The 23,433-nt window shown below is 63.5% G+C and carries 13 protein-coding genes, 1 tRNA gene and 1 pseudogene; 5 read left to right on the top strand and 10 right to left on the bottom strand.

Translation table 11 applies throughout. The features are described from left to right. Positions 1 to 47: 47 nt before the first annotated feature. Positions 48 to 121 (top strand) — tRNA-Pro (locus Q4G32_RS11935). Positions 122 to 227: 106 nt separating this feature from the next. Here the strand turns inward: Q4G32_RS11935 and Q4G32_RS11930 are convergent. Together Q4G32_RS11930 and Q4G32_RS11925 are read right to left on the bottom strand one after the other, a co-directional pair. Beyond that, a pseudogene (locus Q4G32_RS11930) lies at positions 228 to 1,387 on the bottom strand (IS1249 family transposase). A gap of 114 nt (positions 1,388 to 1,501) precedes the next feature. Beyond that, positions 1,502 to 1,657 (bottom strand): hypothetical protein, encoded by a 156-nt coding sequence (locus Q4G32_RS11925; protein ID WP_303351683.1) that lies wholly within the window; start codon positions 1,655 to 1,657, stop codon positions 1,502 to 1,504. Between the two features lie 225 nt (positions 1,658 to 1,882). Here Q4G32_RS11925 and Q4G32_RS14040 point away from each other — a divergent pair, with 225 nt between their 5' ends. Further along, positions 1,883 to 2,662, top strand: coding sequence for a hypothetical protein (locus Q4G32_RS14040; RefSeq protein ID WP_441327506.1), 780 nt, complete (start codon positions 1,883 to 1,885; stop codon positions 2,660 to 2,662). Positions 2,663 to 2,850: 188 nt separating this feature from the next. Here Q4G32_RS14040 and brxL read toward each other — a convergent pair whose 3' ends face one another. The 6 genes from brxL to Q4G32_RS11890 form a co-directional block, all read right to left on the bottom strand. Next, the gene (brxL, locus tag Q4G32_RS11915; RefSeq protein ID WP_303351682.1) at positions 2,851 to 4,908 is read right to left on the bottom strand and encodes a protease Lon-related BREX system protein BrxL; all 2,058 of its coding nucleotides are present in this window, start codon (positions 4,906 to 4,908) and stop codon (positions 2,851 to 2,853) included. Continuing rightward, the gene (gene pglZ / locus Q4G32_RS11910; RefSeq protein WP_303351681.1) at positions 4,905 to 7,238 is read right to left on the bottom strand and encodes a BREX-1 system phosphatase PglZ type B; all 2,334 of its coding nucleotides are present in this window, start codon (positions 7,236 to 7,238) and stop codon (positions 4,905 to 4,907) included. The genes brxL and pglZ overlap by 4 nt, the downstream gene beginning before the upstream one ends. Continuing rightward, positions 7,235 to 10,441 (bottom strand): DNA methyltransferase, encoded by a 3,207-nt coding sequence (locus Q4G32_RS11905; protein WP_303351679.1) that lies wholly within the window; start codon positions 10,439 to 10,441, stop codon positions 7,235 to 7,237. The genes pglZ and Q4G32_RS11905 overlap by 4 nt, the downstream gene beginning before the upstream one ends. A gap of 2 nt (positions 10,442 to 10,443) precedes the next feature. Next, complete coding sequence (brxC, locus tag Q4G32_RS11900; protein ID WP_303351677.1) at positions 10,444 to 13,899, bottom strand: BREX system P-loop protein BrxC; 3,456 nt, start codon at positions 13,897 to 13,899, stop codon at positions 10,444 to 10,446. After that, positions 13,896 to 14,453, bottom strand: coding sequence for a BREX protein BrxB domain-containing protein (locus tag Q4G32_RS11895; RefSeq protein WP_303351676.1), 558 nt, complete (start codon positions 14,451 to 14,453; stop codon positions 13,896 to 13,898). Before Q4G32_RS11895 ends, brxC begins: the two co-directional genes overlap by 4 nt. Positions 14,454 to 14,722: 269 nt before the next feature. Beyond that, complete coding sequence (locus Q4G32_RS11890; protein WP_303351675.1) at positions 14,723 to 15,169, bottom strand: hypothetical protein; 447 nt, start codon at positions 15,167 to 15,169, stop codon at positions 14,723 to 14,725. Positions 15,170 to 15,874: 705 nt separating this feature from the next. Between Q4G32_RS11890 and Q4G32_RS11885 the strand changes: the two genes are divergently transcribed. Both Q4G32_RS11885 and Q4G32_RS11880 read left to right on the top strand, forming a co-directional pair. Then, positions 15,875 to 16,099 (top strand): FitA-like ribbon-helix-helix domain-containing protein, encoded by a 225-nt coding sequence (locus tag Q4G32_RS11885; protein WP_303351674.1) that lies wholly within the window; start codon positions 15,875 to 15,877, stop codon positions 16,097 to 16,099. Then, positions 16,096 to 16,479, top strand: coding sequence for a type II toxin-antitoxin system VapC family toxin (locus Q4G32_RS11880; protein ID WP_303351673.1), 384 nt, complete (start codon positions 16,096 to 16,098; stop codon positions 16,477 to 16,479). Before Q4G32_RS11885 ends, Q4G32_RS11880 begins: the two co-directional genes overlap by 4 nt. 83 nt (positions 16,480 to 16,562) lie before the next feature. Here the strand turns inward: Q4G32_RS11880 and katG are convergent, their stop codons facing one another. Both katG and Q4G32_RS11870 read right to left on the bottom strand, forming a co-directional pair. After that, positions 16,563 to 18,773, bottom strand: a complete 2,211-nt coding sequence (gene katG, locus Q4G32_RS11875) for a catalase/peroxidase HPI (protein ID WP_303351757.1) — start codon at positions 18,771 to 18,773, stop codon at positions 16,563 to 16,565. A 100-nt stretch (positions 18,774 to 18,873) separates the two neighbouring features. Next, positions 18,874 to 19,350: a Fur family transcriptional regulator gene (locus tag Q4G32_RS11870; protein WP_303351671.1), complete on the bottom strand. Its 477-nt coding sequence runs from the start codon at positions 19,348 to 19,350 to the stop codon at positions 18,874 to 18,876. Positions 19,351 to 19,563: 213 nt separating this feature from the next. Here Q4G32_RS11870 and Q4G32_RS11865 point away from each other — a divergent pair, with 213 nt between their 5' ends. Further along, on the top strand, positions 19,564 to 23,424 hold the full coding sequence (locus Q4G32_RS11865) for a Pls/PosA family non-ribosomal peptide synthetase (RefSeq protein ID WP_303351756.1): 3,861 nt from the start codon (positions 19,564 to 19,566) through the stop codon (positions 23,422 to 23,424). The last annotated feature ends 9 nt before the right edge of the window (positions 23,425 to 23,433 follow it).

Raw genomic sequence — 23,433 nt, 5'->3', positions numbered from 1 at the left:
GGCGGTCTGACCGTCTTGTGAAGCACATGTGGGCGGCTCACCGCCTGCGGGATGTGGCGCAGCTTGGTAGCGCACTTGACTGGGGGTCAAGGGGTCGCAGGTTCAAATCCTGTCATCCCGACATAACAGCCCAGGTGAGAGAAGGTTTCTCACCTGGGCTTCGTCATGTTCGGGTTAGCGGACAAAATGGGGGTTATAGGCAGGAATGTGTGTATGGGCCGGGCGTGTTACGGGCGCCAGCGGCCTGCCCAGCCGTGTTGGATACCGTTGCCGTCTTCCCAGGAGAACGCGGTGCCAAGTTGTGGTCCTTTGGGTTCTTCAAGGTAAGCCCGGGCTGTGGTTGTGGTTGTGGGTGCCCAGTGCTCGGGGCGGGCCAAGCTCCAGGGGCTGTGGGGCGCGTCAGTGAGGCTGTTGAGCAGCCACTCGATCGCTGTGCGGGCGTGGGCCTCGGGTAGGCCCCGGTGGTGGCGTAGGAGGTCTTTGATAGCCGTGTTCGGTCCGCCTTCCAGTGGGGGGTGGTTCGTGGTCGTGGTGTTGAGGGGTCGATGGTGAGCCAGGTGAAAAGTTCGTCGCGAGTCAGCAGGCCCCGGAACAGGTTGCGGCAGGTTCGTAGCTGGCGGTGGGTGTACCACCACTGCGGATGGGCTGAGATTCCTCGGGGGCGTTGGTTGTGTTTGCCGGGGTAGCTGCGGTGTTTCAAGAACCCGTCCCAGCGTGTTTCCCACCGGGCGTATTCAAGGATCCAGGCCCAGGCCTGGTCAAGGTCTTTGACTTTCATCAACGCTTTCGTCAGCGCGCGTAACTGCTTACCAGCTTCCAATCTGGGGTTCATCGTCACGTGCCTGGTCACGGTTTGGAAGATATGGAAATAGCAGCGCTGCACCCGAGTCTCAGGCCAGGACTGGGCTAGTGCGGCAGCGATACCGCGACCACCGTCGATGACAACCATCTGTGGGGCGGGTAGGCGTTGCAATAGCGCCGTCCAAGCAGCGGTGGACTCCCGGTCACACCATTGCCATCTGAGTACGTGGTGGCCGTCGTGAGCGATGTGTAGACACCAGCCCTGCAGGTAGGTGCCATCAAGTATGACCGTGGACGAAACTTCCCCAGTTGAGGGTGGTTGGGGCACGGGGATGTTCCAACACCACCTCGTGGCAGCCCGGAACGAACGCCCTGTACCGCCCTGGCTGCGTTGTGAACCGGTGCCTTGTACCCAGGTGATGAAGTCGGCTAGTTGGGCCTTGCCGGTGATGTCTTGCCGGTAGCGCACAGTGGAGGCACCGCAGTATTTGCATCGCCATCGGGTGCGACCGGCACTGGTTAAGCCGTTCTTCACGAGTTTGGTCGCACATACCTCACAGCGAGGGTGATTTCGGGTAGCGGGCACTGAACATGCTCCCCGAGCATGTTCAACCCAGCATCATCCCTGACCAGACCCGGGAAAACCGTGGTTCTGTACACACATTCCTGCCGCTAACCCTCAGGGCCGTGTCCCATGGGGTCAGCGCAGTGGGCCGAGATAGTTCCGGATCGGGTCGATGGTGTGGCGAGCGATGACCTCACCGGTATCGGCGTTGGAGATGTCCACCACACGGCCGTGGGTTAACAGCAGCACGGGCACACCGATATGACGGGGCCCGACACCGAGATAACGCATGCTACTTGCGGAGCCCAGTGAGATCTTCCCGCTCTTTCGACCCAGTCGGTCCGGGGAGTCTGCTGCATGGATGAATGACAGGTGGGGTTACGTTGCCTGAGCCGCTGGTGTGGTCGTGATGGTCCCGTATTCGAAGGGGGTCAATGGGCCGAGTGCGTCTTGTCGGCGTCCGCGGTGGTAGGTTCTCCCGATCCGGCGCACGATCGCAGTCCGGAGTTTTCGTGGATGCGCCAGGAACGGCGGGCGACCACGATCTTCTGGAGCAGTGTGAAGAAGGACTCCATAGCGGCGTTGTTACCGGCCGCGCCGACAAGACCCATCGACCCGGCCACGTCGTGGCGGTTGACCAGGTCTCTATGGACCGGGCCTGCCGGTCTCACCCCGACTGGGCTTCTTGCCCAACGTGCTCCACCAGGCATTGTTCGAGCAGATTCGCCATGCCCTCCGTTCGGTCATCGGCTGACCAGCCTTGCGGGCCTCATCGAGGACGAACCGTTAGCCGAACTCCCGGCCGTCGCGGTGCGCGTCGAGCGGCGGGTTGGTCCGATATGCCTCGTCGTATTCGACATCAGTCACCGGGCATGCACGCCACCGGTCATAGGGCTGGAGGGCGAGCGCGAGGAACCGACACGTCACCGCGACGGCAATACCATCGGCGGGGAGCTCCTCCACGTGCCGGTAGAGCCTTTTCGCGGCAGATTGGCTCGCGACAGTTTGGTGGCCGGACGTCGCAGAACCTCGTTCTCGCTCTCAAGCAGCCTATTTCGGCGACGCTGCTCGGCTTGCTCGCTGGCAGTGGCGCCCTTCTTCATGCCGTCTTCGGCGTCGGCCTTCTTCAACTACGCCTACAACGTCGTGAAATGGATCCCGAAGTCCTTCGCGATCTGGGACAGCTCCACACCGGGTTCGCGGTTCCTGGCCACTCGCACGACATCGTCACGGAACTTTTTGGGATACGGCTTCAACACAGTGCACATCCTTCCAGCCCAGCCGCACATGGTCTAAGCAGTTCAGAGGTCACCTACCCGTGCAGCAGACCCGGTGGACATACCCCGGACAGTCCCCGTAGCTGGGGAATTTCGACGTTGATTCAGACATGTATTCCCACGTCCCGCCGCTGAACACCGTCATATCAACACGAAAAACCTGGTGAGGGTGTGCCTGGCTTGAACTTCGTCGAGTTACTTCTCAAGTCATTCATCGAGCGCCTTGACGAGAGCGTCCTGGGCATCACTGTAGAAAATGAACGAGACTTTCGTTGCTACCTCGTCGCTGACATCGAGGAGCTGGCGGCGCGCGGACACAGGCAGGAGCAAAGCAGATGCCCCCTTCTCCATCGCGTGCTCTGCGAGCGCTGCGGCGTTCAGGACTGCCTCGACCCCGCCCCCTAGAGACAGGTTGCCGACCGCAATCAACCCGCCACGCAACGACCGCTGAAGCATTGCGGAAGCAAGTGCGAGAAGAATAGGGAGGCCGAGGCCAGCCCCGGTTTTGGCAGCGTCCAGGGCTCGGACCTGCGCGGTGAGGTTGTGTTCGCGCGGATCGCGGTCAGCCACAAGATAACGCGCCTGGGTGATGAGGTTCTGCTCAGCTACCTTGAAACTTTCCCGGAGGGTTGCCGGTGCGGCTTGATTAAGGAGCCCCCGCCCCCCCGATCCAGGTGTATCGGCCGCCTCGACCCGGTAGAGCCCGGGACCGGCGTCACCGCTCCCCTCGGAGATCGCCCAGACTTGACCTGGCGGCAGTGGGTCAATACTGATTGAATCGGGACTCGCTAGTTCAGGGGTCGCTACAAACTGTTCGATGCCCTCGCCAAGGCGATAACCGAACTGGGTGTTCCTGAACTCGGCAGCACCGATGCGACGCTGCTGCTCCTTAACTCGGCGGCGGCACTCAAGGGCAATGCGCACTGCCCACTCTAGGTCCTCGTCGGTGATGGCGGTTTCGGCATCGGGGTAAAGCAATTTGATCAACCCGTCCACCGTCTTGTTCACTGCGGACAGGTCGCGACCCGAGAGAGCCTCAGAGTAGTGGACACGGCCCTGGATCGATGTGAGACGTGACTGGTCTCGCAGTCGCGACCAGCACTCGGACAGAAAGTCGCTCACGAGCCCAAAGTGATGGGTGAGGTATGCCGGGTTGAGCTTCGGTACATCCCAGCCGGGCAGGTAGGCGTGGATGCGGTCCATGAACGCGGTATCGTCGCGCATCTCTGGGGGCAGCGGCGAGAGTAGGTGGCCAATGCGCTGCTGATGCGCGACATCGACATCGAAGTTGCCGACAAGCACGATCGAACCGTCGGCGCGGATGGACTCACGGCCGCGGGAGAACTCGCCGGACTCCATGTATCCCTTCATGATGTTGACCCCGTCCTTTTGATCAAAGGACACTCCTGAGACTTCGTCGAAGCACACCACGTCGTACTGAGCAATGAGGCCGCGTTGGCCGGTCGCGTTGTTGACGAACATGCGCGCGACGGTTGCCTTGCCGCCGGAAATCAGGTGCGCGTACGGCGAAACTTGTTGGAACAGGTGTGACTTGCCGGTACCACGAGGCCCGAGCTCCACCATGTTGAAATTCCGCTGCACGAACGGCACCATGCGCAGCAGCAGGACATCTTGTTCGCGTTCACTGAGTTGCGCGGGTTCGAAGCCAACCGATCGAAGCAACAGGTGCTTCCATTGCTGCGTTGTGAATCGTGAGCGACCTTCGGCCAGTCGTGCGAGTGAGTCGCGGGTTGAGAGCTGGATGGGGCGCAACGACCCTACGGCGAAGGGCTTGCCGTTGTTTTCTTCCGCAATCGCGGAGTCGTAGAACAGGTCCACCTCGGCGTAGAAGCCTCCAGTCAGCATGCGCTCGTTGTCACGCACGACCGCATCATCGATCCTCACGTCGCTCAGGCCCAAGCTTGGCAGCTCGGCGACATACGCGTTCGACTTCGCGTCGAGTCGGGCCTTCACAAGATCGATGAGCTTGATTGTCATGCGCTCGCGTGCGCGCGACTTGAACAGCTCCTCCTCACCCGCGCGAACGGTGCGGTCGGCGAGCAGACGCCGCACGACCTGGAGGCCCTCTTCGATCTCTTCGGGATCGGTCGTGGCACAGTAGCGACCAATGAGGAACTCACCCACGTAAGTCGGGACGGGGTACGCACCCTTGAACTGTTGCGCGAGGTCCTTGCGGACCACGTACCCCTCGAATGCCGCGGCCGCGGTCTCGTCGATTTCGTCCAGCGTGATCGCGTCGGTCATGCGGCGCCTCCCACCGTTGTTCGTTCTTGTGCTACAACCGTTCCGTTCGCGTCCAGAAGGACGACCCACGCAGTGGCGCCCTCGGGGGCTTGTTCTTCATCAACGAGTACCTTGACTTCGCCTGGTTCTGTGGGAGCCTTCGGGCCACCCACAACGCTCGATGCGTCTGCCGGGCTGAGCCGAATCTCACCGACGATATCGGCTTCGGCGGGGCCGTAGTCGATGCGACACCGCTGTCCCGTCCATCGGACGGTCTCGATCCGGGCCGGTGACCCCGCGGAGTCGCCGTGTGTCACAGTGACGACAGGAATCACACACTCCTGAAGACTCAGTCCACCGTGCTCGTACAGGCGACCTGCCTCGAACGCTGTAGCTCCGGGAGCACTCACCATGTCGACAGACAGGTCCCACGTCCACGGCAGGATGGGAAAGTCCGGGCGCGCCGCTGCGGCCTTCAACCGCGCCACGCGCGGCTTGCGTGCCGCGTCACCTTCCGTCACCTGAAGCGGCAACACGACCTTCTTCGCCGGCTGGCCAGGCAAAAGGAAGCCGTGATCAGTGACGATGACGACTTTGCGCCATCCTGCTTCGAGCAGCCCACGAACCCGCTCAGCAATAAGGTCGAGTTGCTGGTCAACGAGATCGGCCAGTGCATGTCCGTGGGAGTGCCCGAGCGAGTCGATCGAGTTCGTTTGTGTCCACGCCTTGCCGCGCGCGTCACCAACGTCGGCGGCGTCCCATTCGAGGAACTGCACGTTCGCTTCCGCGAGCGCTGATCGCAGAATGGGCCCCTTGAGAGAGCGCCCTCGGCTGTCGGCCGCGTCGAAGGCGGTTCCTCCGCCAGCGGTGATCGCTATGGGGGCGACCGCCGGCTGGCCGGTCGGTGTCACACTCGGGAATGCGGCCAATCTTGGCTCGACGACAACGGCGAACGGCGAGAGATGTCGCGTCACTCTTGAAGCGAGATCGAAGCGCAGCGCGTCAACGTAGACGACGACGGTACCTGCTGAGATGTCCAGACCAGCCTGACCGCCGTAGTCCTTCACCGATGCTTGCTGGAACGTCCGCGCGCGCTCGTCGACCCATGGATCATAGAGCGAGCCAAGCGCAGTGGTGACTGCGGCACGGTCTTGTGCGCTCTTGGCGGCAGCAATAGCCCGCAAGGCGAGGTCATCGATCACATGCCCTTCGTTGCCATACCAGTCGACCTGGGTTTTCAGGTCTGTCGCGAGCGCTGCGGCCGATGCCCGATTCGATAGCTCGGCGAGGTACCCAACCGCACGCGCGAGCGGTGCCTGGCCGAGAGTGGCCCAGACGCTGTCTTCACGCGCCGAGTGTGTGGCAGCGAGTTGCTTTACGCGCGCGCCAGGATTCGGGTGAGTCTCCAGCGCACGGAGCTCGGTCCGGAGCGCCTCCTCCTGGTCGCGATTCCACGACGGCCAGGAGTCGGCATGAGATTCTGCGTCTTCAAAGAGCGGCACAATAGACGGGCGTGATTGGTCTAGAAGACCAGGGATATTCGGATACCGTTCGGGACTTTCCACAAACCGCTGCCATACGGCGTTCCAATCGCCCTGACGTGCTCCGAGCTTGCTAGCCGCGCTGAGCGCACCATCCTTCTCTGGGGTGAATCCGTAGACCGACTTGCAGGAGGCAATGAAGGCTTGCCATCGCGCGCCTTCAATCGAGGCCTGTACTGTGTTCGGATCATTCATCCATTCGAGGAGGGTGCGAACTGAGTCATCAAGCACGAGGCGGTGCAGGCGCGACGAGTCGAGTCTCCCCATGCGCTTGAGGTCGTCAACCTTCTCGAAGAGGAGCTTGCCCAAGACATGCGTAAGGGCAGACCTGGTAGCAACGTCCCCAGGGATGTCGAGGCCTGCGCCCTGCTTTGAGGCGAGGAACGAGTGGGGTGTCCATGGCCTCTGGTGATGAGCGGACGGCCACCAATTTGAGCGGACGGCCACTTCGGCGAGCGGTGAAAGTGAATCGTCGAGAGTCGATGCCTCGGCGACGGAGCTTCTGCTGATACCGGGTAAATAGATCACCCAAGGGTTGCGATCACCGCGCTCGGCGAGATGCGCCGGGAGTTCTATGGCGTCTGGTGAGGCAAGGACGGCACGGAGCCAGAGTGCAGGACCACGCGCGGCTGCGGGGTCGTACTCACCGAGAACGAGGATGGGCACCGCCTCCTGAAGGCTGCGGATCACTGGTTCCCATGCGCGCTCGGGATCGGCCCACAGCACGGCGGCGGGCTCCGATGCGGCGCCCGGGTTGAAGGCAGCCGCGTCGCGCAGGGCCTTGGCGACGACGGCACGGACGAGGGTCATTGAGCGGCCTCCGCCTCGCGTCGAGCTCTACGACGTTCTTCCAATGTTGGATGAAGGTCGTTGTGGCGCTCTGTACCATCGGGGTTCTTGCCGCGATCCTTCTTCCAGTGCACGTTAACCTTCGACCGGAGCGCTCCGGCCTCTACGAAAGGCCGGATGTTGAGGCGCACGCCGTCGTCAAGGTCAGGTTCCCAGCCGATCGGCTGCTCGGACATGGCTTTCCAACGCACGTAGATGTCGTAGGGAGGTGCGCCTTCGAGGATGAGCTTGAGGCGCCGCTGGAGCTCCTCAGCCGCGGCAAGGCGCGCATCGGCCCCCGCTCGCTTGGCGCGGGCCTCGTGCTTCTGCCGCTCAATCCAGGCTCCAAGCGACGTGAAGGTCAACTTCTCCAGCGTTCGTCGGTCGAGCTTGTGATAGTTAACGATCACCGCGAACCCGTCCTTGCGGCCATCCCAGATGTGCCACAGGAACGGCCGGTTGTCGAATACTCGGACGTGCTGGTTGAAGAAGAAGTCTCGGAGCCAGTCGTCGAGCCGCCCGTTCTTGCCACCCGCCTCGGTGACGAGTTGGCGTTCCAGACCACTGGACCACCCTGCGCCGTAGGCAGTCGCGAGCAGTTGTCTGAGACGAGTCGCGAGATCGGGCTCCCCTGGCAGTGGTGTAAGCGCCGCTATGCCATCCGCGTCGACCAGTTGATCGAGAGCGTCAGGTAGCTGGTCTCGCCACCGGAAACCGAGTAGTCGCGCCACGCCCACCTGAAGCGGGTACGCCGACCCCGGCAAGCTTCCCGAGAATAGCCACTGCGATGGATTTACGACCTCGGGCAACGGAATGTGCGCACCGTCGACAGCCTTGCGCCATTTGTCTACGTCAAACGCAGCATTTAGGACAGTTGCAGTTGATGCGCCAACTTTCGTGTCAATCGCGCGTACCGCACGCTCAAGCTCCCCAGACTCAGCAAATGCCCAGATAGCGGCGAGATCGTCCTGGCGCCTAGGAACTGCAATGACGCAACTCTTGTCGAAGAGGCCCCCGAGATATATTGCGCACCGGAAGGTGCTCATACGACCGATAATTACCCCGCGTTGGTTCAAGTGATTGAGTCCCTGGATTCTCGCTCCGTCAGATTCGACCAGCGCCCCGGCTCCACGGTCCCAGCGGACGACGTACTCAAGTCCCGCGTACGGGGCGGTCGCAGTTGGTGCGCCTTGCATCCCGGCCCAACGCTGCCCATCGAAGTTGATCTCCCAGAAATGCCGGACAAAGCGGCCGTTGTCGCCGGTAGATAGACCTTCCGCGCCCGTTGAAACCGATGACAGCCTTGTGGTGAAGTTCTGCACAGTGGCGCTGAACGCGATCCCCTTGTTTGCACGCCAAGACTCCGGATCGATGAGGGCGAACGGGCCATCGCGGAGCTGCCGAGCTTTCCCTTCAAGGGAGTCTTCTTCCACGGCAGTCACACTCAACGCACGCACCTCGCTTTTGGAGGCGGCTGGTGCACCAATGCCAATGAGCGCGGGCTGCACCACCTCCCCGCCGATCTCTCGGAAGGCACGTGGACCAAGCGGGCAGTACATCCTCATGGCAGCATGCTCAAGTAGATCCTTCCTGAACTCTCCAAAGCTCCGAAGAAACCCCAGCTGTCCCGGGACGACTGCGGCGATGTGCTTCGATGCCCCCGAAGTGGCTGACCATCGGAGAAGGAAAGCGGCCCCGAGTTCGCCACCGGCCTGGGGGAACTCCCACTGGATGTGGTCCCGGAGGTTCTCTGACTGCAACTGTGAACCCAGATACGGAACATTCGTCGCGATCAGTGTGTAGCTGCGCCCTAGCAGACCAGCAGCCGCGACGACGTCATCGACCGCGTCGCCCAGGACCGGACTTGCTGGACGCTCGTTCTGAACGGCGACTCGGAGCACATCGCCCACCTGTCTCCACCCGATTCCGACACTCGTGTCTTTCGAGAAGAGACCGTCTCCCATTCCATCTGGGCGTGGGTCGATAAGCGACCCTAGGGTGTCCGCATTGCGGAACAGGGCGTGTAGCGCGCCCATCACCTTTCGCAGTTCTCCGTCGTCTCTCGCAAGGCTTTCCCAGTCCATGCGCGACGCACGCACGGGAACGCCAGAGCAGGCGATCTGGGGAGCGGGCAAGTCCCGGAATCCGCCCTGCTTCCAAGCTTCGAGGGCGACGTTGAAGGTAGCGATCTGCGTGCAGCGTGGGTCGAGTTCGAGACCGTGGAGGTTGTCCCGCAGGACCGCATCTTGCGCCTTGGCAGTGGCCAGCCCCTCCTCCTCGGCGCGCATGCGCCACAGCATCCCGAACATGGCAACCAGGAAGTGACCCGAGCCGCAGCAGGGGTCCATAACCGTCACGTCCGCGGCGCGATCAGGCCACTCGTTGAACGAACCCGCCGCAAGCGTGCCATCGTCGCTGCGTCGCAGATACTCCCAGCCTTCAATCAGCGGGGAGTCGGGGTGACGCGCAGCCCACCATGCGCCGAGGGAGTTCTCCAGCAGGAAGCGCACCATGTAGTTCTCGGTGAACAATTGCGTGACGGGTGAGAGGTCGGCTCCGCCGATTTTGACCCCCGAGTCGTTCACTCGCTTTTTTTCCGCCGTCTGCCAGAACTGATACACCCACCCGAGTGCGTCCTCAGTTGTGAACACTTCGGCAGGGATCGCCAGCAGGAGCCGTTCCAGGACGTTGCGATGCTCGGCGGGGAATCGCACCTGGACCGCAGGGTCGGTGAGACGGAAGACGCCGGGCAGAATCTCGGACGCGAACTGTGCGGCGACCGCCCACGCGTCCGGCTCACCAAGGTCGGGTGCGAGGTCGCTGCAGTCGTCGAGCGACAGCGGGATGTCGCGAAACTCGGGGTGCCGCAGGAGGCCGTTCACCTCCAGGAAGCGCGCAAACAGCAACCGGTGCCACTGTTCGTAGGCCACGTCATGAATCAAGTTGGTGAGCGGCGCACCCGCATGTGCGGTGTCGTCCCCAAGTTGCCGAGCCTTATCTCGAAGCGCCAGGCGAAGCGTGTTCTGTTCGTCATTCAGATAAGCGGGTCGACTCGGCTCACCAATCGCGAGTGCCCGCAGTGCGTCCTCAGCTGCGCGCTGTGCCGCCTCACGGGCGCGTTGCGTCTGGGTATCGAGGAAACGGCGTTGCTCTGAGTTGAGCACAGTGGTTGTAGATGTGGTCATGGTTAGCCCTTCACCACGACCGTGTCGTTGCTGCTCATGGCATCGAGCAGCTGCACTCGCAGGTCATCGACGTACCGCTCAACTTCGTCGGCGCTGCTCAAGCTCGCAGTTGCCACAGTGACCGTAGTGGTCGTCGCGGCTGGGGTCGTGAGCCGCAAGGCCGCCTCCAAGGCGCGAGAGGCACGCTGAGGAATCGCATCCAGTTCGGCCGTCCACCCTTGGAGCGGCCGCGCCCGCGCTGCCGACAGCACAGCCGCCGGATCAGCAAGGTTCGGCTCCTGCTCTTCCATGAGGCGGTTTTCCTCAAGGATTGCTGCGCGATGTGCGTCGTCGAGGGCGTTCCACCCTGTCTGCTGCTCAAGTCCCTCGACAGCCTGCTTCCGGGCAGTGGCCAGTGAAGCCGCAGCTGTGTGGATTGCGTCGCGGAGCGCGTCGGCGAGGTCCTTGACGATCGGTGCCACGGGGTCGGAGTCAGCAAAGAGGTCGCGGCTCACGTCGAGCGCGTCCAGCCGGTCACGGACCGCCGTCGCGCTGGCGAGGCCCCTGGAAGACGCGGCGAGCGAACGAGCCAGTTCCAGCGAAGGCAGCCGGCTCCTGCGCCGCCACTCGTACTCCGCGAGCTCGTTGCTGAAGCTCGTGAGGTCGTCCTTCGCGCTCAGCAGGGCATGCACTCGGTCGTTGCCAGAGTTGGAGACGATGATCTGGATGTTGCTCGGCACGCTTATGTCGGGCAGTGGCGCGGGTCCGCTCACGTCCTTCGCGCGCTGAAAGAGCGACTTCACGGCCTGCTCGACCGCTGAGATGAGCCCATCGTTGTCGGTCGGGAACCCGAGAGTGCTAAGCACCTGACGTGCCTGAATCTTCTCGGCGGGCTTAAGAACCGTAATCTCGCGGCGGAACTGCACGTTGCCGAGGCGAGTCTGTTTGAGCACGTCGGCCGTTGTCGCGTCGCTTCCGTTGATCGTTGCGCGGATCACCCCTGTATCGAGGAGCACTCCAAGCGATGCCATAAGCGCATCCCTGGGCCAGCCGAGCGGCTTTGAGGTGACAGCCTTCTCGACGTCACTCGCAGACGTGCCGGCCGCACCGATGTGGCTCAGCACTTCCTTGACCACCCGATGTTGCTCAGGGTCTGCGTCATACTGGACGGCTTTGAGAGCATCGGCGGCCGACCCGTTCCGGACCCGGGCGATCACCTGCGGCCAGCGACTGTCGTCGGCCTCCGAGAAGCGCGGGAACAGACGCGTGGCGGCATCCTGGGCGCCCGCTTCGATCCTCTCACGCAGCGTGACTCCGCTTGGCGAAGTCCCGCCTCCAAGGAGGACGGACGCCTTCGAAATCACGTCACGGACGTGAGCGTTGACCTGGTCCGTTGCTCGGTTGAGACGGGTCTGCATTGCGCTTCGCGCCTGCTTGCCTTCGTCGTCCTGCGGGATCCCCTGCTGGTCGATCACGCGCTGCGCCGCGATCTTGTTGCGGACTGCTGCGACGAACGCGGGTGCCTGGATACGAGGAAGGTGTACGAGAACGATCGGCGATTCGACGCCGAGGCTTCGGGCCGCCTCGTCAAACTGCTTTGCGGTGATGCCTTCGTCCCACTCAGAGCGGAGCCACACCGGGATTGCCTCAGACTCTGGCGGCAACGAGGCGTCGGCGTGCAGGGCGATTTTGCGGGACTCCTTGGCGCGACCTTGCTGGATTGTTGTGGGGAGCGCCCGATTGACTTCCGCGAGCAGCAGCGAATTGCGCTCAGTGCTCACTTCACTGTCGGTGACTTGCGCGTGGTGCCTGCGAAGGGATTCGTCCCACTCGCGGCCGGCCTTGGTCTGAAGTCGATACTCCTCACCGTCTCGTTGGAGAACGCCCTCGTCGGAGAGTGCGTCGAGCACGGTGGGCATCTTCTGTCGAAGCAGGTCGCCGTCATGTGCGAGGTCTTCGACGAGGAGGTCGACGAGGTGTTCCGCCGTCGCGCGCACACCGATGTCACCGTGACCGGACGTTGGGAGCAGGCCGATGAGGTGGATGAGGCCGAGGACGCGGCCGCGGAGAGCGTCCTTCTGTGCCTCTTCGTGGATAAGCGTCTGCGTCTCCTTGAGGAGGAACCCTGCGCCATTCAGGTCCTCGTTCTTCTGCGCATACAGGAAGTCGGCGCCGACGACGGTTCCCACTGAATCGGATGCGACCTTCCGATTCGCCTCATGCACGATGCGGAGCTGGGAGCGCAGTTGACCTGCGCGGCCGGCGTCGGCCTGGCGAAGGACGCTCGCCCAGAAACGGCGGCGTACTGGGAGCAGTGGGTAGTCCTCGTCGAGGTCCTTGTCATCCTCGGCAGTGTGCTGAATCTTGCTGCCGATGAGCTGCCGAGAAACCGGCCCGGCTACCGACGCTAGAGTGCTGGCGAGAACGGGCTTCGCCGCGGGCTCCTTGCTCAGCAGTACACGCCGGACGACGGCGTCGACATCCTGGTTCTTGAGCACAACCTTGACGGTGAAACGGTCCTGAATCTTCTGGAGCGTTGAGTCTGCCGTCAGTTCCTGCTGACCGGTCGCCACGAGGAGCACGTGCCCATCGAGTTCCCGTGAGACGGACTCGACGAGGTTCTGCACCTCCATGGCCCGGCCGCCGTCGCTACTGATGTACTGCTGTACCTCGTCGAGGACGATCAGCGATGGCGGGGTCTGCCCCCCGCCGACGTAATCAAGGATCTTTTTGAGCAGCGCAATCGTCTCATCCGTGGAGAACGAGCGGGTGTCTGGCGGGAACTGGTTGCGCAGCGCCGCACGGACGTCCTTGGCCGATGCAGCGAACTCCGGGTCGGTGGCGAGTATGGCGTTCGCGAGCAGCGTGCTGAGGTTGTACTCGCCCAACTCTTGGATGAGGTCACCGCCGTTGGCCGTGACGTGGTCACGCACGGCATCAAGGTGCCCGTTGGTCGCCAGCCACAGCGCAACTTGGGCGGGCGCGATGCGTGTGGGCAGCCCTGCCGCGCCCAGAACGATGGAAAGGAACACAGAGTTCAACGTCTCGCCGCTGCGGTCAAGTGCACCCGCGGCGGCCCAGGGCGCAGCACCATCGCGTCGGCCGAGCGTCGTCAGCTCTGTCAACTGATCCTGGACACCCTGCGGGATGTCCGTGAGGCCGCGCGCGGTGGCACCGTTCGGGAACTTCGTGTCACCCCACAGATGCTGGAGCACACGAACGAGATGCGACTTACCGCTGCCGTAGAAGCCCGAAACCCACACCGCTGGCTGGGTCGTCCGGTTGCGGTGGCTGGTGTACGAATCGAGAATGCGCTGGAGGCCGTGTTCGTACTCGCCCTCGCAGACGAAACTCTCCAACTCGTACTTGAGTACGTCCCATTGGTTGGAGTCCTCGGGCCGGTCAACGTTGGTCACGCCGTCGTTCGGAATCTCGAAGCTGAGTGGAGGTCGGACGAAGAGATTGTTGTTGGTAGTCACACGAGGTCCTTCTGCGGGTCGATGACGCGAGCGCGGTAGTTGAACCCATCGCGTGCGTCGAGCAAACGGAATGAATGAGTCTCCGGCTCGTGAAGCCCGGGGAAGAGTACGAGAAGTCGACCTGTCACCGCAGAGTCAACTGACTTGATCACGCTCGACGCCCGCAAGAACGGAAAGATCGCCCCGATGCCGACAAGCGCCACAACGGCACTCGCGGGAGCCGCTTCGAGGGCTTCACGGATGCGGGACCCCAGCGCCGTCTCGAATTGGTCAAGGATCGACTGCGTGAGGTCACTCGGCTCCTCGAAGAAGGCCTCCGCGTGGCGGTGCGAAGACACCCAGTGCCCGAAGTCATCGGTGACATCCACGACGTGCCAGCCGTGCCCCGATTGAATCGTCGCCAGCTCCAGGCTCGGCAAAGCGTGCCGAAGCTGGCGCTCTAGGTCCGGCGGGTAGACGAGCATCCACACACGCTCGCCACCGGAAACGTCGTCCTTCCAGGAGAGAGCTAGCTCGGCTTTGTATGCATCGACCAGGTCTGAGACGCGACTCATGCCTCACCACCTAGGGCTGGGAACGACACATCGACCACGCTGCCTGCCACCAGGAGGTCGAGGACCCCCTGTGTGTGAGCATCACGCAGCTTCTCCAATGAACGGCCGGGGGTGATCCCGAGGATCTGAGACCACGGGTTGTCGAGGACTCTCAGGCCGCGGCCGCCAGCAAGATGACCAAGATAAGCCGAGTAGGCGATCGCTGCGGGGCGGGCCTCTACCGCAATGCGCACCTTCTTGGATCGTCCGACAAGATGCCCCGTCTGAGTCTAGGAGGCACCCGTGTTGCGGCCAGTCTTTCCGAGCGTCGACTCCGACATCTCTTCACCCAACTCGGCTGTGACCGCAGCGGTGAGGTCAGCTGACGTGACGCTCGACCCCGCCGGGAGGTCGACGATTGCGGCGAACGACGCTCGAAGTATCTGGTCGCGAGTGAAAGCTAGTAGGCCCGCGAGGAGTGGTCGTGAGCTGGGGTCGATGTCCCAGAAGCGCCTCAGCGCCGCGAACTCGGCACGGCCTGGGTCGAGAAAGTACAACTCGCGTAGGTGGCGGAACGACCGCTGCCGACCAGCCTGAGTCGGCCGACCGAGAACGTTGCCTTCAACGACCGCATCGCGGTATTGCTCTGCGGATGCATCAAACGGCATTTCCCGCAGCAGCTCGACCAGGTGCGGAATGCCGATGGTGTGGCTCGCGGTGGTGCGCAGGGTGCCCATGGCGAAGTTGTTCTCAGCACTTCCAGCACTCGTTATCACTAGCTCCTCTTTCCCAACAGGCACGGATCACCGCTCGCCAATAGATGTCAGGCAGAACCCTCGTGCTGGCCAGATTCCAGTAGGACCCATCGACATTCCAACCTCCATCCGGGGTTCTCTCGTGCTGCGCCGCCTCGCCATCTCACCATCGTCGCTCATGCTCGCTTCGAACGCTAAAGCACGACCAACCTAGGGGCTGGTCGAGGTCGTCGCTCTCATTCAGGTCCAGATAGTGACTTCGGCGCGCCATAGTCGGTGTAAATGCCGTCTGCTAGCAGCCAAAGCGCCTCCGCAGTGCATACTCCTCATTCTATGACCCAAATACGCCGACTTATCCACCTTGTCGGGTGCTGTGCGCTTCGAACAAGGCCGGACCGAGCGTGGCGTGGGAATGAGGTGCACCGGATTGGGCTTATGTCAGGCTCAGGATTTTCCCACATCCAACGGCAATGACCTAACTCTCGAGACCATCGAACCAATCGGTGCAGGTATGTTGGAAGGAGCTAGCTGGGAGATGCAGTTGCACTCACCCCCTGAAACCGCCCAAACCCATGGTGACGAGGTCGTTTGCGTGGCACCTGTGGTTTAACCAGACGCGGTGGCGTCCGCCGATTCTCTGCGGTCGCGTGTGATGCATGTCGTGTGCATGTTCAGTATGCTTAATGTATGACAACCATCCAAGTGCGAAACGTCTCAGACTCCACTAGCCGGGCACTCAAGGCCAAGGCTGCACTCGAGGGCCGTTCGCTAAGCGACTACCTCCTGGCTGAGCTGGAGCGTCTGGCCCAAGCTCCGAGCCGGGCCGAACTCCTGGGCCAACTTGCCGCTCAGTCTCGCAAGAGCCTGCCTGCCGCCGAGGACATGCTGGCCGCTGAGCGGGCAAGCCGGTGACACTCGTTGTTGATGCGTCTGCAATTGCCGAGCTTCTCCTGAGAACTGATCGAGGTGCCCAGATGGCTGGCGTCATCGCTCAGGAACACCTGGTGGCCCCGCCGCACCTGACGGTCGAGGTTGTCTCTGTCTTGCGCCGCTGGAACTTGAGCGATCTCATCACGGGCCAAGAAGCACGTAGAGCCCTGCAAATATTCAGGCAGTTGGGGATTCATGAGCTTCCTGCGGCAGATCTCCTCAACGATGTCTGGGAACTCCGTCACAACACGTCTGCTTATGACGCCATGTACGTTGCTCTGGCTCGTCGACTCGGCTGCAAGCTCCTCACCCTGGACGCCAGGCTCGGCAAAACTGCCCCAGAAACGGTCATGACCATCTAAGACCAACGGCCCCGGTCCTCACCTGAAACAGCAAGTGAGGAGCGGGGCCGCTGTCGTCAGCCTTTACCAGGCCATCAACCAGCTCACTTCACGTCGAACCGGTCCGCGTTCATGACCTTGGCCCATGCGGCAACAAAGTCGTGCACGAACTTCTCGGTCGCGTCATCAGCCGCGTAGACCTCGGCAACGGTGCGCAGCTCCGAGTTGGAGCCGAACACCAGGTCGTTGCGGGTACCGGTCAGCTCAACACCATCGGCAGTCACACCGCGGTACTGGCCCTCAGCCACCTTCTCCCAGGACGTGTCGATGTCCGTCAACGCCACCAGGAAGTCGTTGGACAGCACACCCACCCGGTCGGTGAACACACCATCGGCAGAAGAGCCGTACACAGCCCCCAACACACGCAGGCCTGCCACCAGTACGGTCATCTCCGGAGCGGAGAGACCCAACAGGTTGGCCCGATCAATCAGCGCGAACTCCGCTGGGAACTCCTTGTTCCCACGCGGATCGTAGTTGCGGAAACCATCCACCTTGGGCTCCAGGTAACCAAAGGACTCAACATCGGTCTGCTCCTGGGTGGCATCGCCACGGCCGCCGGTAAACGGCACGGACACCTCAAAACCGCCGTCGGCAGCAGCCTTCTCCACGGCCCAGTTGCCCGCGATCACCAAGGTGTCCGCAAAGGAAACCCCGTGATCAGCGGCAATGGACTCCAGCGCAGAAATCACCGGCCCGGTCACGGCAGGCTCGTTGACCTCCCAGGACCGCTGCGGTTCCAGGCGAATACGCCCACCGTTGGCGCCACCCCGGAAATCAGAATGACGGAAGGTAGAAGCAGCAGCCCAGGCAGTCTTGACCACATCGGTCACGGACAGCCCGGCACCAGCCACGGCCTCCTTCACAGCGGACACCTCAGAAGCACCCGGCACGGACGGTGCGGCCGGAATCGGATCCATCCACACCAGTTCCTCGGAGGGAACCTCGGCGCCCAAGTGGCGAGCCAACGGTCCCATGTCACGGTGCGTCAGCTTGAACCAGGCACGGGAGTACGCATCCTGGAACGCCGCAAAATCGTCCTTGAACCGCCGAGAAACGGCATCGTAGGCAGGATCAAAACGCAGCGCCAAGTCGGAGGTCAGCATGCGCGGCTCACGCCGCCCGTTGCCGTCGGCCTCCGGAACCATGTCCGAACCGCCACCGTTGACCGGACGCCACTGCTGGGCACCGGCGGGGGAGTGGAACAGCTCCCACTCGTAGGCGTAGAGGATGTGGAAGAACTCGTTGTCCCAGCGGGTGGGGTGGTAGGTCCAGGTCACTTCCAGGCCGGAGGTGATGGCATCCCGGCCGGAACCGGAGCCGTAAGAGGACTTCCAGCCCAGACCCATCTGCTCCAACGGGGCAGCCTCGGGCTCTGGACCAACATGGTCCGGAACTTCAGCCGCACCGTGGGTCTTGCCGAACGTGTGACCACCGGCAATCAGGGCCACGGTCTCCTCATCGTTCATCCCCATGCGGCCAAAGGTGTCGCGGATGTCCCGTGCGGACTTGATGGGATCGGGTTCGCCTTCCGGGCCCTCCGGGTTGACGTAGATCAGACCCATTTCCACGGCAGCCAGCGGGTTCTCCAGATCGCGGTCACCCTTGTACCGCTCGGAACCGCCGTTGGTCCACTCGGTCTCCGGACCCCAGTAAACATCGTCCTCGGGTTCGTAAGCGTCCATGCGACCACCGGAGAAACCAAACGTGGGCATGCCCATGATCTCGTGAGCCACATTGCCGGTCAGCACAATCAGGTCAGCCCAGGACAAGTTCTGGCCGTACTTCTTCTTGACCGGCCACAGCAGACGCCGAGCCTTGTCCAGGGAGGCGTTGTCCGGCCAGGAGTTCAGCGGAGCAAACCGCTGCTGACCGGTACCGGCGCCGCCGCGGCCGTCCTGGGAACGGTAGGTACCGGCCGAGTGCCACGCCATACGGATCATGAACGGGCCGTAGTTGCCAAAGTCAGCGGGCCACCAGTCCTTGGAGGTGGTCAGCACTTCAGCAATGGCAGCCTTGACCTCCGCCAGATCCAGCGACTCGAAAGCGGCGCCGTAATCAAAATCCGGATCGTGTGGGCTGATCACCGGCTGTTCCTTGGCCAGGATCTTCAGGTTCAAGCGGTTGGGCCACCACTGCTGGTTGGCGTCCCCGGAGGTGGGGTGCGGCAGTGCGCCACCGTGCGCCACGGGGCACTTGCCCTCCGGGGAAGCATGGATGGGCTCCGAAGGCAGGCCCGTGGCCTCGGTCTCGGTCATCTCACCAACGGTGGTGGAGTCATTGCCGTAGGGCAGGTTTTCAGTGCTCACTTGCGTTCCTTTCAATCGTGACAAATCGGGGGTCTGGAAAGTTGCGTACTCAGGTGACCCTGGACGACGACGTCGCCGTGGTTGCCCGGGCATTCTCCGCCCGGCAATCCGGGCACAGCCCCCAGTAGTAGATCTCCGCCTCATCCACCAGGTACCCGTGGTTGTCCTCCAGATGGAGACAGGGGGCAACCCCGGTGGAACACGGAACGTCCACCAGCTGGGAGCAGCCGCGGCACACCAGGTGATGGTGGTTGTCATGGCGCCGGAGTTCATAGCGCGCGGAGGAGCCGGCCGGCTGCAAAGAACGCACCAGACCCGCTTGGGTCAGGGCATGGAGACAGTCGTACACGGCTTGGTGAGACACCGCCGGAATCTGCTCACGGACCGCCTCCAGAATGGTGGCAGCATCCGAATGCTGATGATCCCGTAAAGCGCTCAACACAGCCACGCGGGGCCGCGTAACCCGCAGCCCGGCATGGCGCAGCAGAGTGCGCTCCGGGTGATGGTCAGCGGTGTCTGTGCTCATGGTCACCATGGTGCACGCTTTTCTGGAATGCTTCAAGAAAGGCAGCCCTGCCCTGCGTGTCGGCAGGCTGAACCGCCGGTGAATTTTCCCGTCAACGCCCGGTCACCTGCGCGTCATGGCGAATCTGCCCGGCACCAACCCATGCTCTGGGATACTTCTCCCGTGACAGATTCGCCACAGGATGTACCCCAGAACACCCACCCCAGTCCGCTGATGCCCAGTCCGCTGCTGGCCGGTGGTCGTGCCCCGGCTCCACGCACGCTGGTGGATGTTTTCTTGGGTACCGTGCAACGCCACGGCACCTCCCCGGCGCTGGATGCCGGGGGGACCACGCTGACCTATGACGAGTTTCATCACGCGGCGGGGGAAGTGGCTGCACACCTCAACCACTTGGGCATTGGCCCCGGTGACAAGGTGGGTGTGCGTGTCCCCTCCGGCACCGCTGATCTGTACGTGGCCATCATGGGAACCCTGCTGGCCGGGGCCGCTTACGTCCCGGTGGACGCCGACGACCCCGACGAGCGCGCCCGAACCGTCTTCTCCGAATCCCACGCGGCCGCCGTGATCACCGCAGATTTAGTGATCACCAGCCGCCTCACCGAAACCCGCGAGCCTGGCCAACCCGCGGCGTCGTCGTTGACCGATGACTGCTGGGTGATTTTCACCTCCGGCTCCACGGGCAAACCCAAGGGTGTGGCGGTGAGCCACCGCAGCGCAGCGGCCTTTGTGGACGCAGAATCACGCCTGTTTCTGCAAGCCCAACCCATCGGCCCCGGGGATCGTGTGATGGCGGGGCTGTCCGTGGCATTCGATGCCAGCTGTGAGGAAATGTGGCTGGCCTGGGCCCACGGTGCCTGTCTGGTTCCCGCACCGCGCTCGCTGGTGCGTTCTGGCATGGACCTGGGGCCCTGGCTGGTGGCCAATGCGGTCACGGTGGTCTCCACGGTCCCCACGCTGGTCTCCCTGTGGCCGGCCGAGGCCCTGAACAACGTGCGCTTGCTGATCCTGGGTGGAGAGGCGTGCCCGCCGGAGATCGGCGCGCGACTGGCCAATCAGAACCGCGAAGTCTGGAACACCTACGGCCCCACGGAAGCCACCGTGGTGGCCTGCGCCGCACAGCTCACGGGCGAACCTCCGGTGCGAATCGGCCTGCCCCTGGACGGTTGGGATCTGGCGGTGGTGGACGCTGACGGGCACCCCGTCCCGGAGGGCGAAAGCGGGGAACTCATCATCGGCGGCGTGGGACTGGCCCGCTATCTGGACCCGGCCAAGGACGCCGAAAAATACGCCCCCATGCCCACGCTGGGCTGGGAACGCGCGTACCGCTCAGGCGATGTGGTGGTCAACGATCCCGCCGGGCTGCTGTTCAAAGGCCGCGCCGATGACCAGGTCAAGGTGGGTGGTCGCCGCATTGAACTGGGGGAGATCGACGCCGCCCTGCTGGCACTGCCCGGGGTGGTGGGTGCCGCCGCAGCGGTGCGCAAGACCGCCAGCGGCAACTCGCTGATCGTGGGCTATCTGACCGTGGATGACACCTTCGACCGCGCAGCCGGCCTGGAGACACTACGGGCGGACATGCCCGCCGCCCTGGTGCCGCGCCTGGCCGTGGTGGATGACCTCCCCACCCGAACCAGCGGCAAGATCGACCGTGACGCCTTACCCTGGCCGCTTCCCGACGACGGCGCGACCGCCTCCGGGGAGCTGGGGGAGACCGCCGCATGGCTCGGGGAGATCTGGAAGGACGTGTTGGGCTCACGCCCGAGCACTGCCGAGGAGGACTTTTTTGCCCTGGGAGGTGGGTCCCTCACGGCAGCTCAGATCATCGCCCGGGTGCGGGAACGCCACGTCAACGCCACGGTGGCTGACGTCTACGAACACCCGCAGCTCCATGATTTCGCCGCGTGGCTGGATGCCTCGGACAGCCCCGTGGGTCGTCTGAACGAGCACGTCAACCCGGTTCCGCCCAAAACCCAGATCGGGCAGACAGCGGCCCTGCTGGCGCTACGCACCGTAGGGGGTCTGCGGCTCCTGCTCTGGCTGGCCGTGGGCGTCAAGGTGGCAGACCTCTTGGGCTGGACGCTGCCCGGTCAAACCGTGGGCCTGGTGCCCTGGTGGCTGTTGGTGGTCGGCTGGGTCCTGCTGATCTCCCCACCGGGACGCCTGATGGTGGCCGCAGGGGGAGCCCGGGGCATCCTGGCCGGGGTGGGTCCGGGGCGCTATCCCCGCGGCGGCAAGATCCACCTGCGACTGTGGCTGGCTGAACGCTGGGTGGATGAAATGGGGGTTGGCACCATCGGTGCAGCCGGCATGATCCGCTGGTACGCAAGGATGCTGGGCTGCCAGGTGGGCCGCGACGTCGACCTCCATGCCGTGCCCCCCGTGACCGGTCTGCTGAAACTCGGGGCCGGGGCGTCCGTGGAACCAGAAGTGGACCTTCAAGGTCACTGGATCGACGGCGCCACCGTCCACATCGGTCAGATCACGGTGGGCAAGCAGGCCCGGGTTGGTGCTCGCTCCACGTTGACCCCCGGCGCTCGCATTGGCGCCGGTGCTGAAGTGGCTCCCGGCTCCACGGTTTTTGGCACGGTGGAGAGCCAGGAGCGCTGGTCCGGATGCCCTGCAGCCCCGATCGGAGATGCCCGCGGTCCCTGGGGGGATCGGCCCGCGTCTCGTCCGGTGTTCACGGTGTTGTACGGACTCACGGCGGTGATGATCGCGTGCCTGCCTGCGGTGGCCACCCTGGTGGGACTGGCCGTGCTGTGGTTACCGGTCAGTGGTACAACCACCTTGGGTCAGGCGGTGCTCACGGCCGCTGTGTGGCTGCCACTGGCGGGCATGGTGGGCTACGCGGCCTTGGCCCTCATGATCCTTGTGCTGGTCCGCCTGTGCGCCATCGGACTCACAGGCGGACCACACCCCGTCCAAAGCCGCCAGGCGCTTCAGGCCTGGACCACGCTGCGCCTCATGGACGAGGCCCGGACCTGGCTGTTCCCGCTCTACGCCGGGATGGCCACCACGTGGTGGCTTCGGGCGCTGGGTGCGCACGTGGGCCGGGATGCTGAAGCCTCCACCGTGCTGATGATCCCCAGCCTGACCCGAGTGGGTGCCCAAGCCTTCCTGGCCGATGACACCTTGATCGGCGGCTATGAATTAGGCGGTGGCTGGTTGCGCATCGAGCGGGTCAAGATTGGCCGCGGTGCCTTTGTGGGCAATTCCGGGATGACGGCTCCGGGGCGTAAGGTTCCCAAGGAATCGCTGGTGGCGGTGCTGTCAGCAGCCCCGCGGCGCAAGAAGGCCAAGGCCGGTTCCTCCTGGGTGGGCTCCCCGCCGGAGAAACTGCGCCGCACCCCGGGCGAGGTCGATTCCTCCCGGACCTACCAGCCCACCACGGGACTGCGGGTGATGCGCGGATTGATCGAAACCTTGCGCATCCTGGCCTTGCTGGCACACCTCTACCTGTACCTGTTGGCTTTCGCCGCGCTTGCTGCGGTGGCTGCCCACTGGAACCTGATGGCGGCAGGTGCGGTGTCCGGCGTCGTTCTGCTGGGGTGCGGGTTGTTGGCCGTGCTGGGTGCAGCTCTGGCCAAATGGGCCTTGGTGGGGCGGTGGAAGGTCTCTGAACACCCCCTGTGGTCAAGTCATGTGTGGCGCGGCGAATTGGCCGATGCCTTTGTGGAGGCCGTGGCCGTACCGTGGCTGCTGCGCTTCATCCCCGGCACGGCGCTGCTCAACCTCTACTTCAGACTCATGGGTGCCACTGTGGGCCGCGGTGTGTGGAGTGAAACGTACTGGTTACCCGAACACGATTTGATTGAGCTGGGAGAGGCAGCCACGATCAACCGCGGATGCGTGGTGCAAACCCACCTGTTCCACGACCGTGTGCTGGCCATGGACACCGTGCGTTTGGGGCCGGGGGCCACGTTGGGACCCAACTCCGTGATCCTGCCGGCGGCAATCTTGGGCCGTTATGCCACCGTGGGCCCAGGCTCCCTGGTCATGCGCGGGGAATCCGCACCAGACAAAACGCGCTGGGTGGGCAACCCCATTGGACCCTGGGTGGAGGACGACGACTAGACTTCCGGA

Origin of the sequence: Kocuria sp. (genome assembly GCF_030538595.1) — a bacterium.
In the GTDB taxonomy this organism is placed as follows: domain Bacteria; phylum Actinomycetota; class Actinomycetes; order Actinomycetales; family Micrococcaceae; genus Kocuria.
This window is presented reverse-complemented; position numbering and strand designations above follow the sequence as displayed.

Bases quoted from the DNA above. Each gene is read 5' to 3' on its own strand.
- pglZ (WP_303351681.1), bottom strand. From the start codon at position 7,238: ATGACCCTCGTCCGTGCCGTCGTCGCCAAGGCCCTGCGCGACGCGGCT.
- Q4G32_RS11895 (WP_303351676.1), bottom strand. From the start codon at position 14,453: ATGAGTCGCGTCTCAGACCTGGTCGATGCATACAAAGCCGAGCTAGCT.
- Q4G32_RS11885 (WP_303351674.1), top strand. From the start codon at position 15,875: ATGACAACCATCCAAGTGCGAAACGTCTCAGACTCCACTAGCCGGGCA.
- Q4G32_RS11925 (WP_303351683.1), bottom strand. From the start codon at position 1,657: ATGCGTTATCTCGGTGTCGGGCCCCGTCATATCGGTGTGCCCGTGCTG.
- Q4G32_RS11905 (WP_303351679.1), bottom strand. From the start codon at position 10,441: ATGACCACATCTACAACCACTGTGCTCAACTCAGAGCAACGCCGTTTC.
- Q4G32_RS11865 (WP_303351756.1), top strand. From the start codon at position 19,564: ATGCCCAGTCCGCTGCTGGCCGGTGGTCGTGCCCCGGCTCCACGCACG.
- katG (WP_303351757.1), bottom strand. From the start codon at position 18,773: ATGACCGAGACCGAGGCCACGGGCCTGCCTTCGGAGCCCATCCATGCT.
- Q4G32_RS14040 (WP_441327506.1), top strand. From the start codon at position 1,883: ATGCGCCAGGAACGGCGGGCGACCACGATCTTCTGGAGCAGTGTGAAG.
- Q4G32_RS11870 (WP_303351671.1), bottom strand. From the start codon at position 19,350: ATGAGCACAGACACCGCTGACCATCACCCGGAGCGCACTCTGCTGCGC.
- brxL (WP_303351682.1), bottom strand. From the start codon at position 4,908: ATGACCGACGCGATCACGCTGGACGAAATCGACGAGACCGCGGCCGCG.
- Q4G32_RS11890 (WP_303351675.1), bottom strand. From the start codon at position 15,169: ATGGGCACCCTGCGCACCACCGCGAGCCACACCATCGGCATTCCGCAC.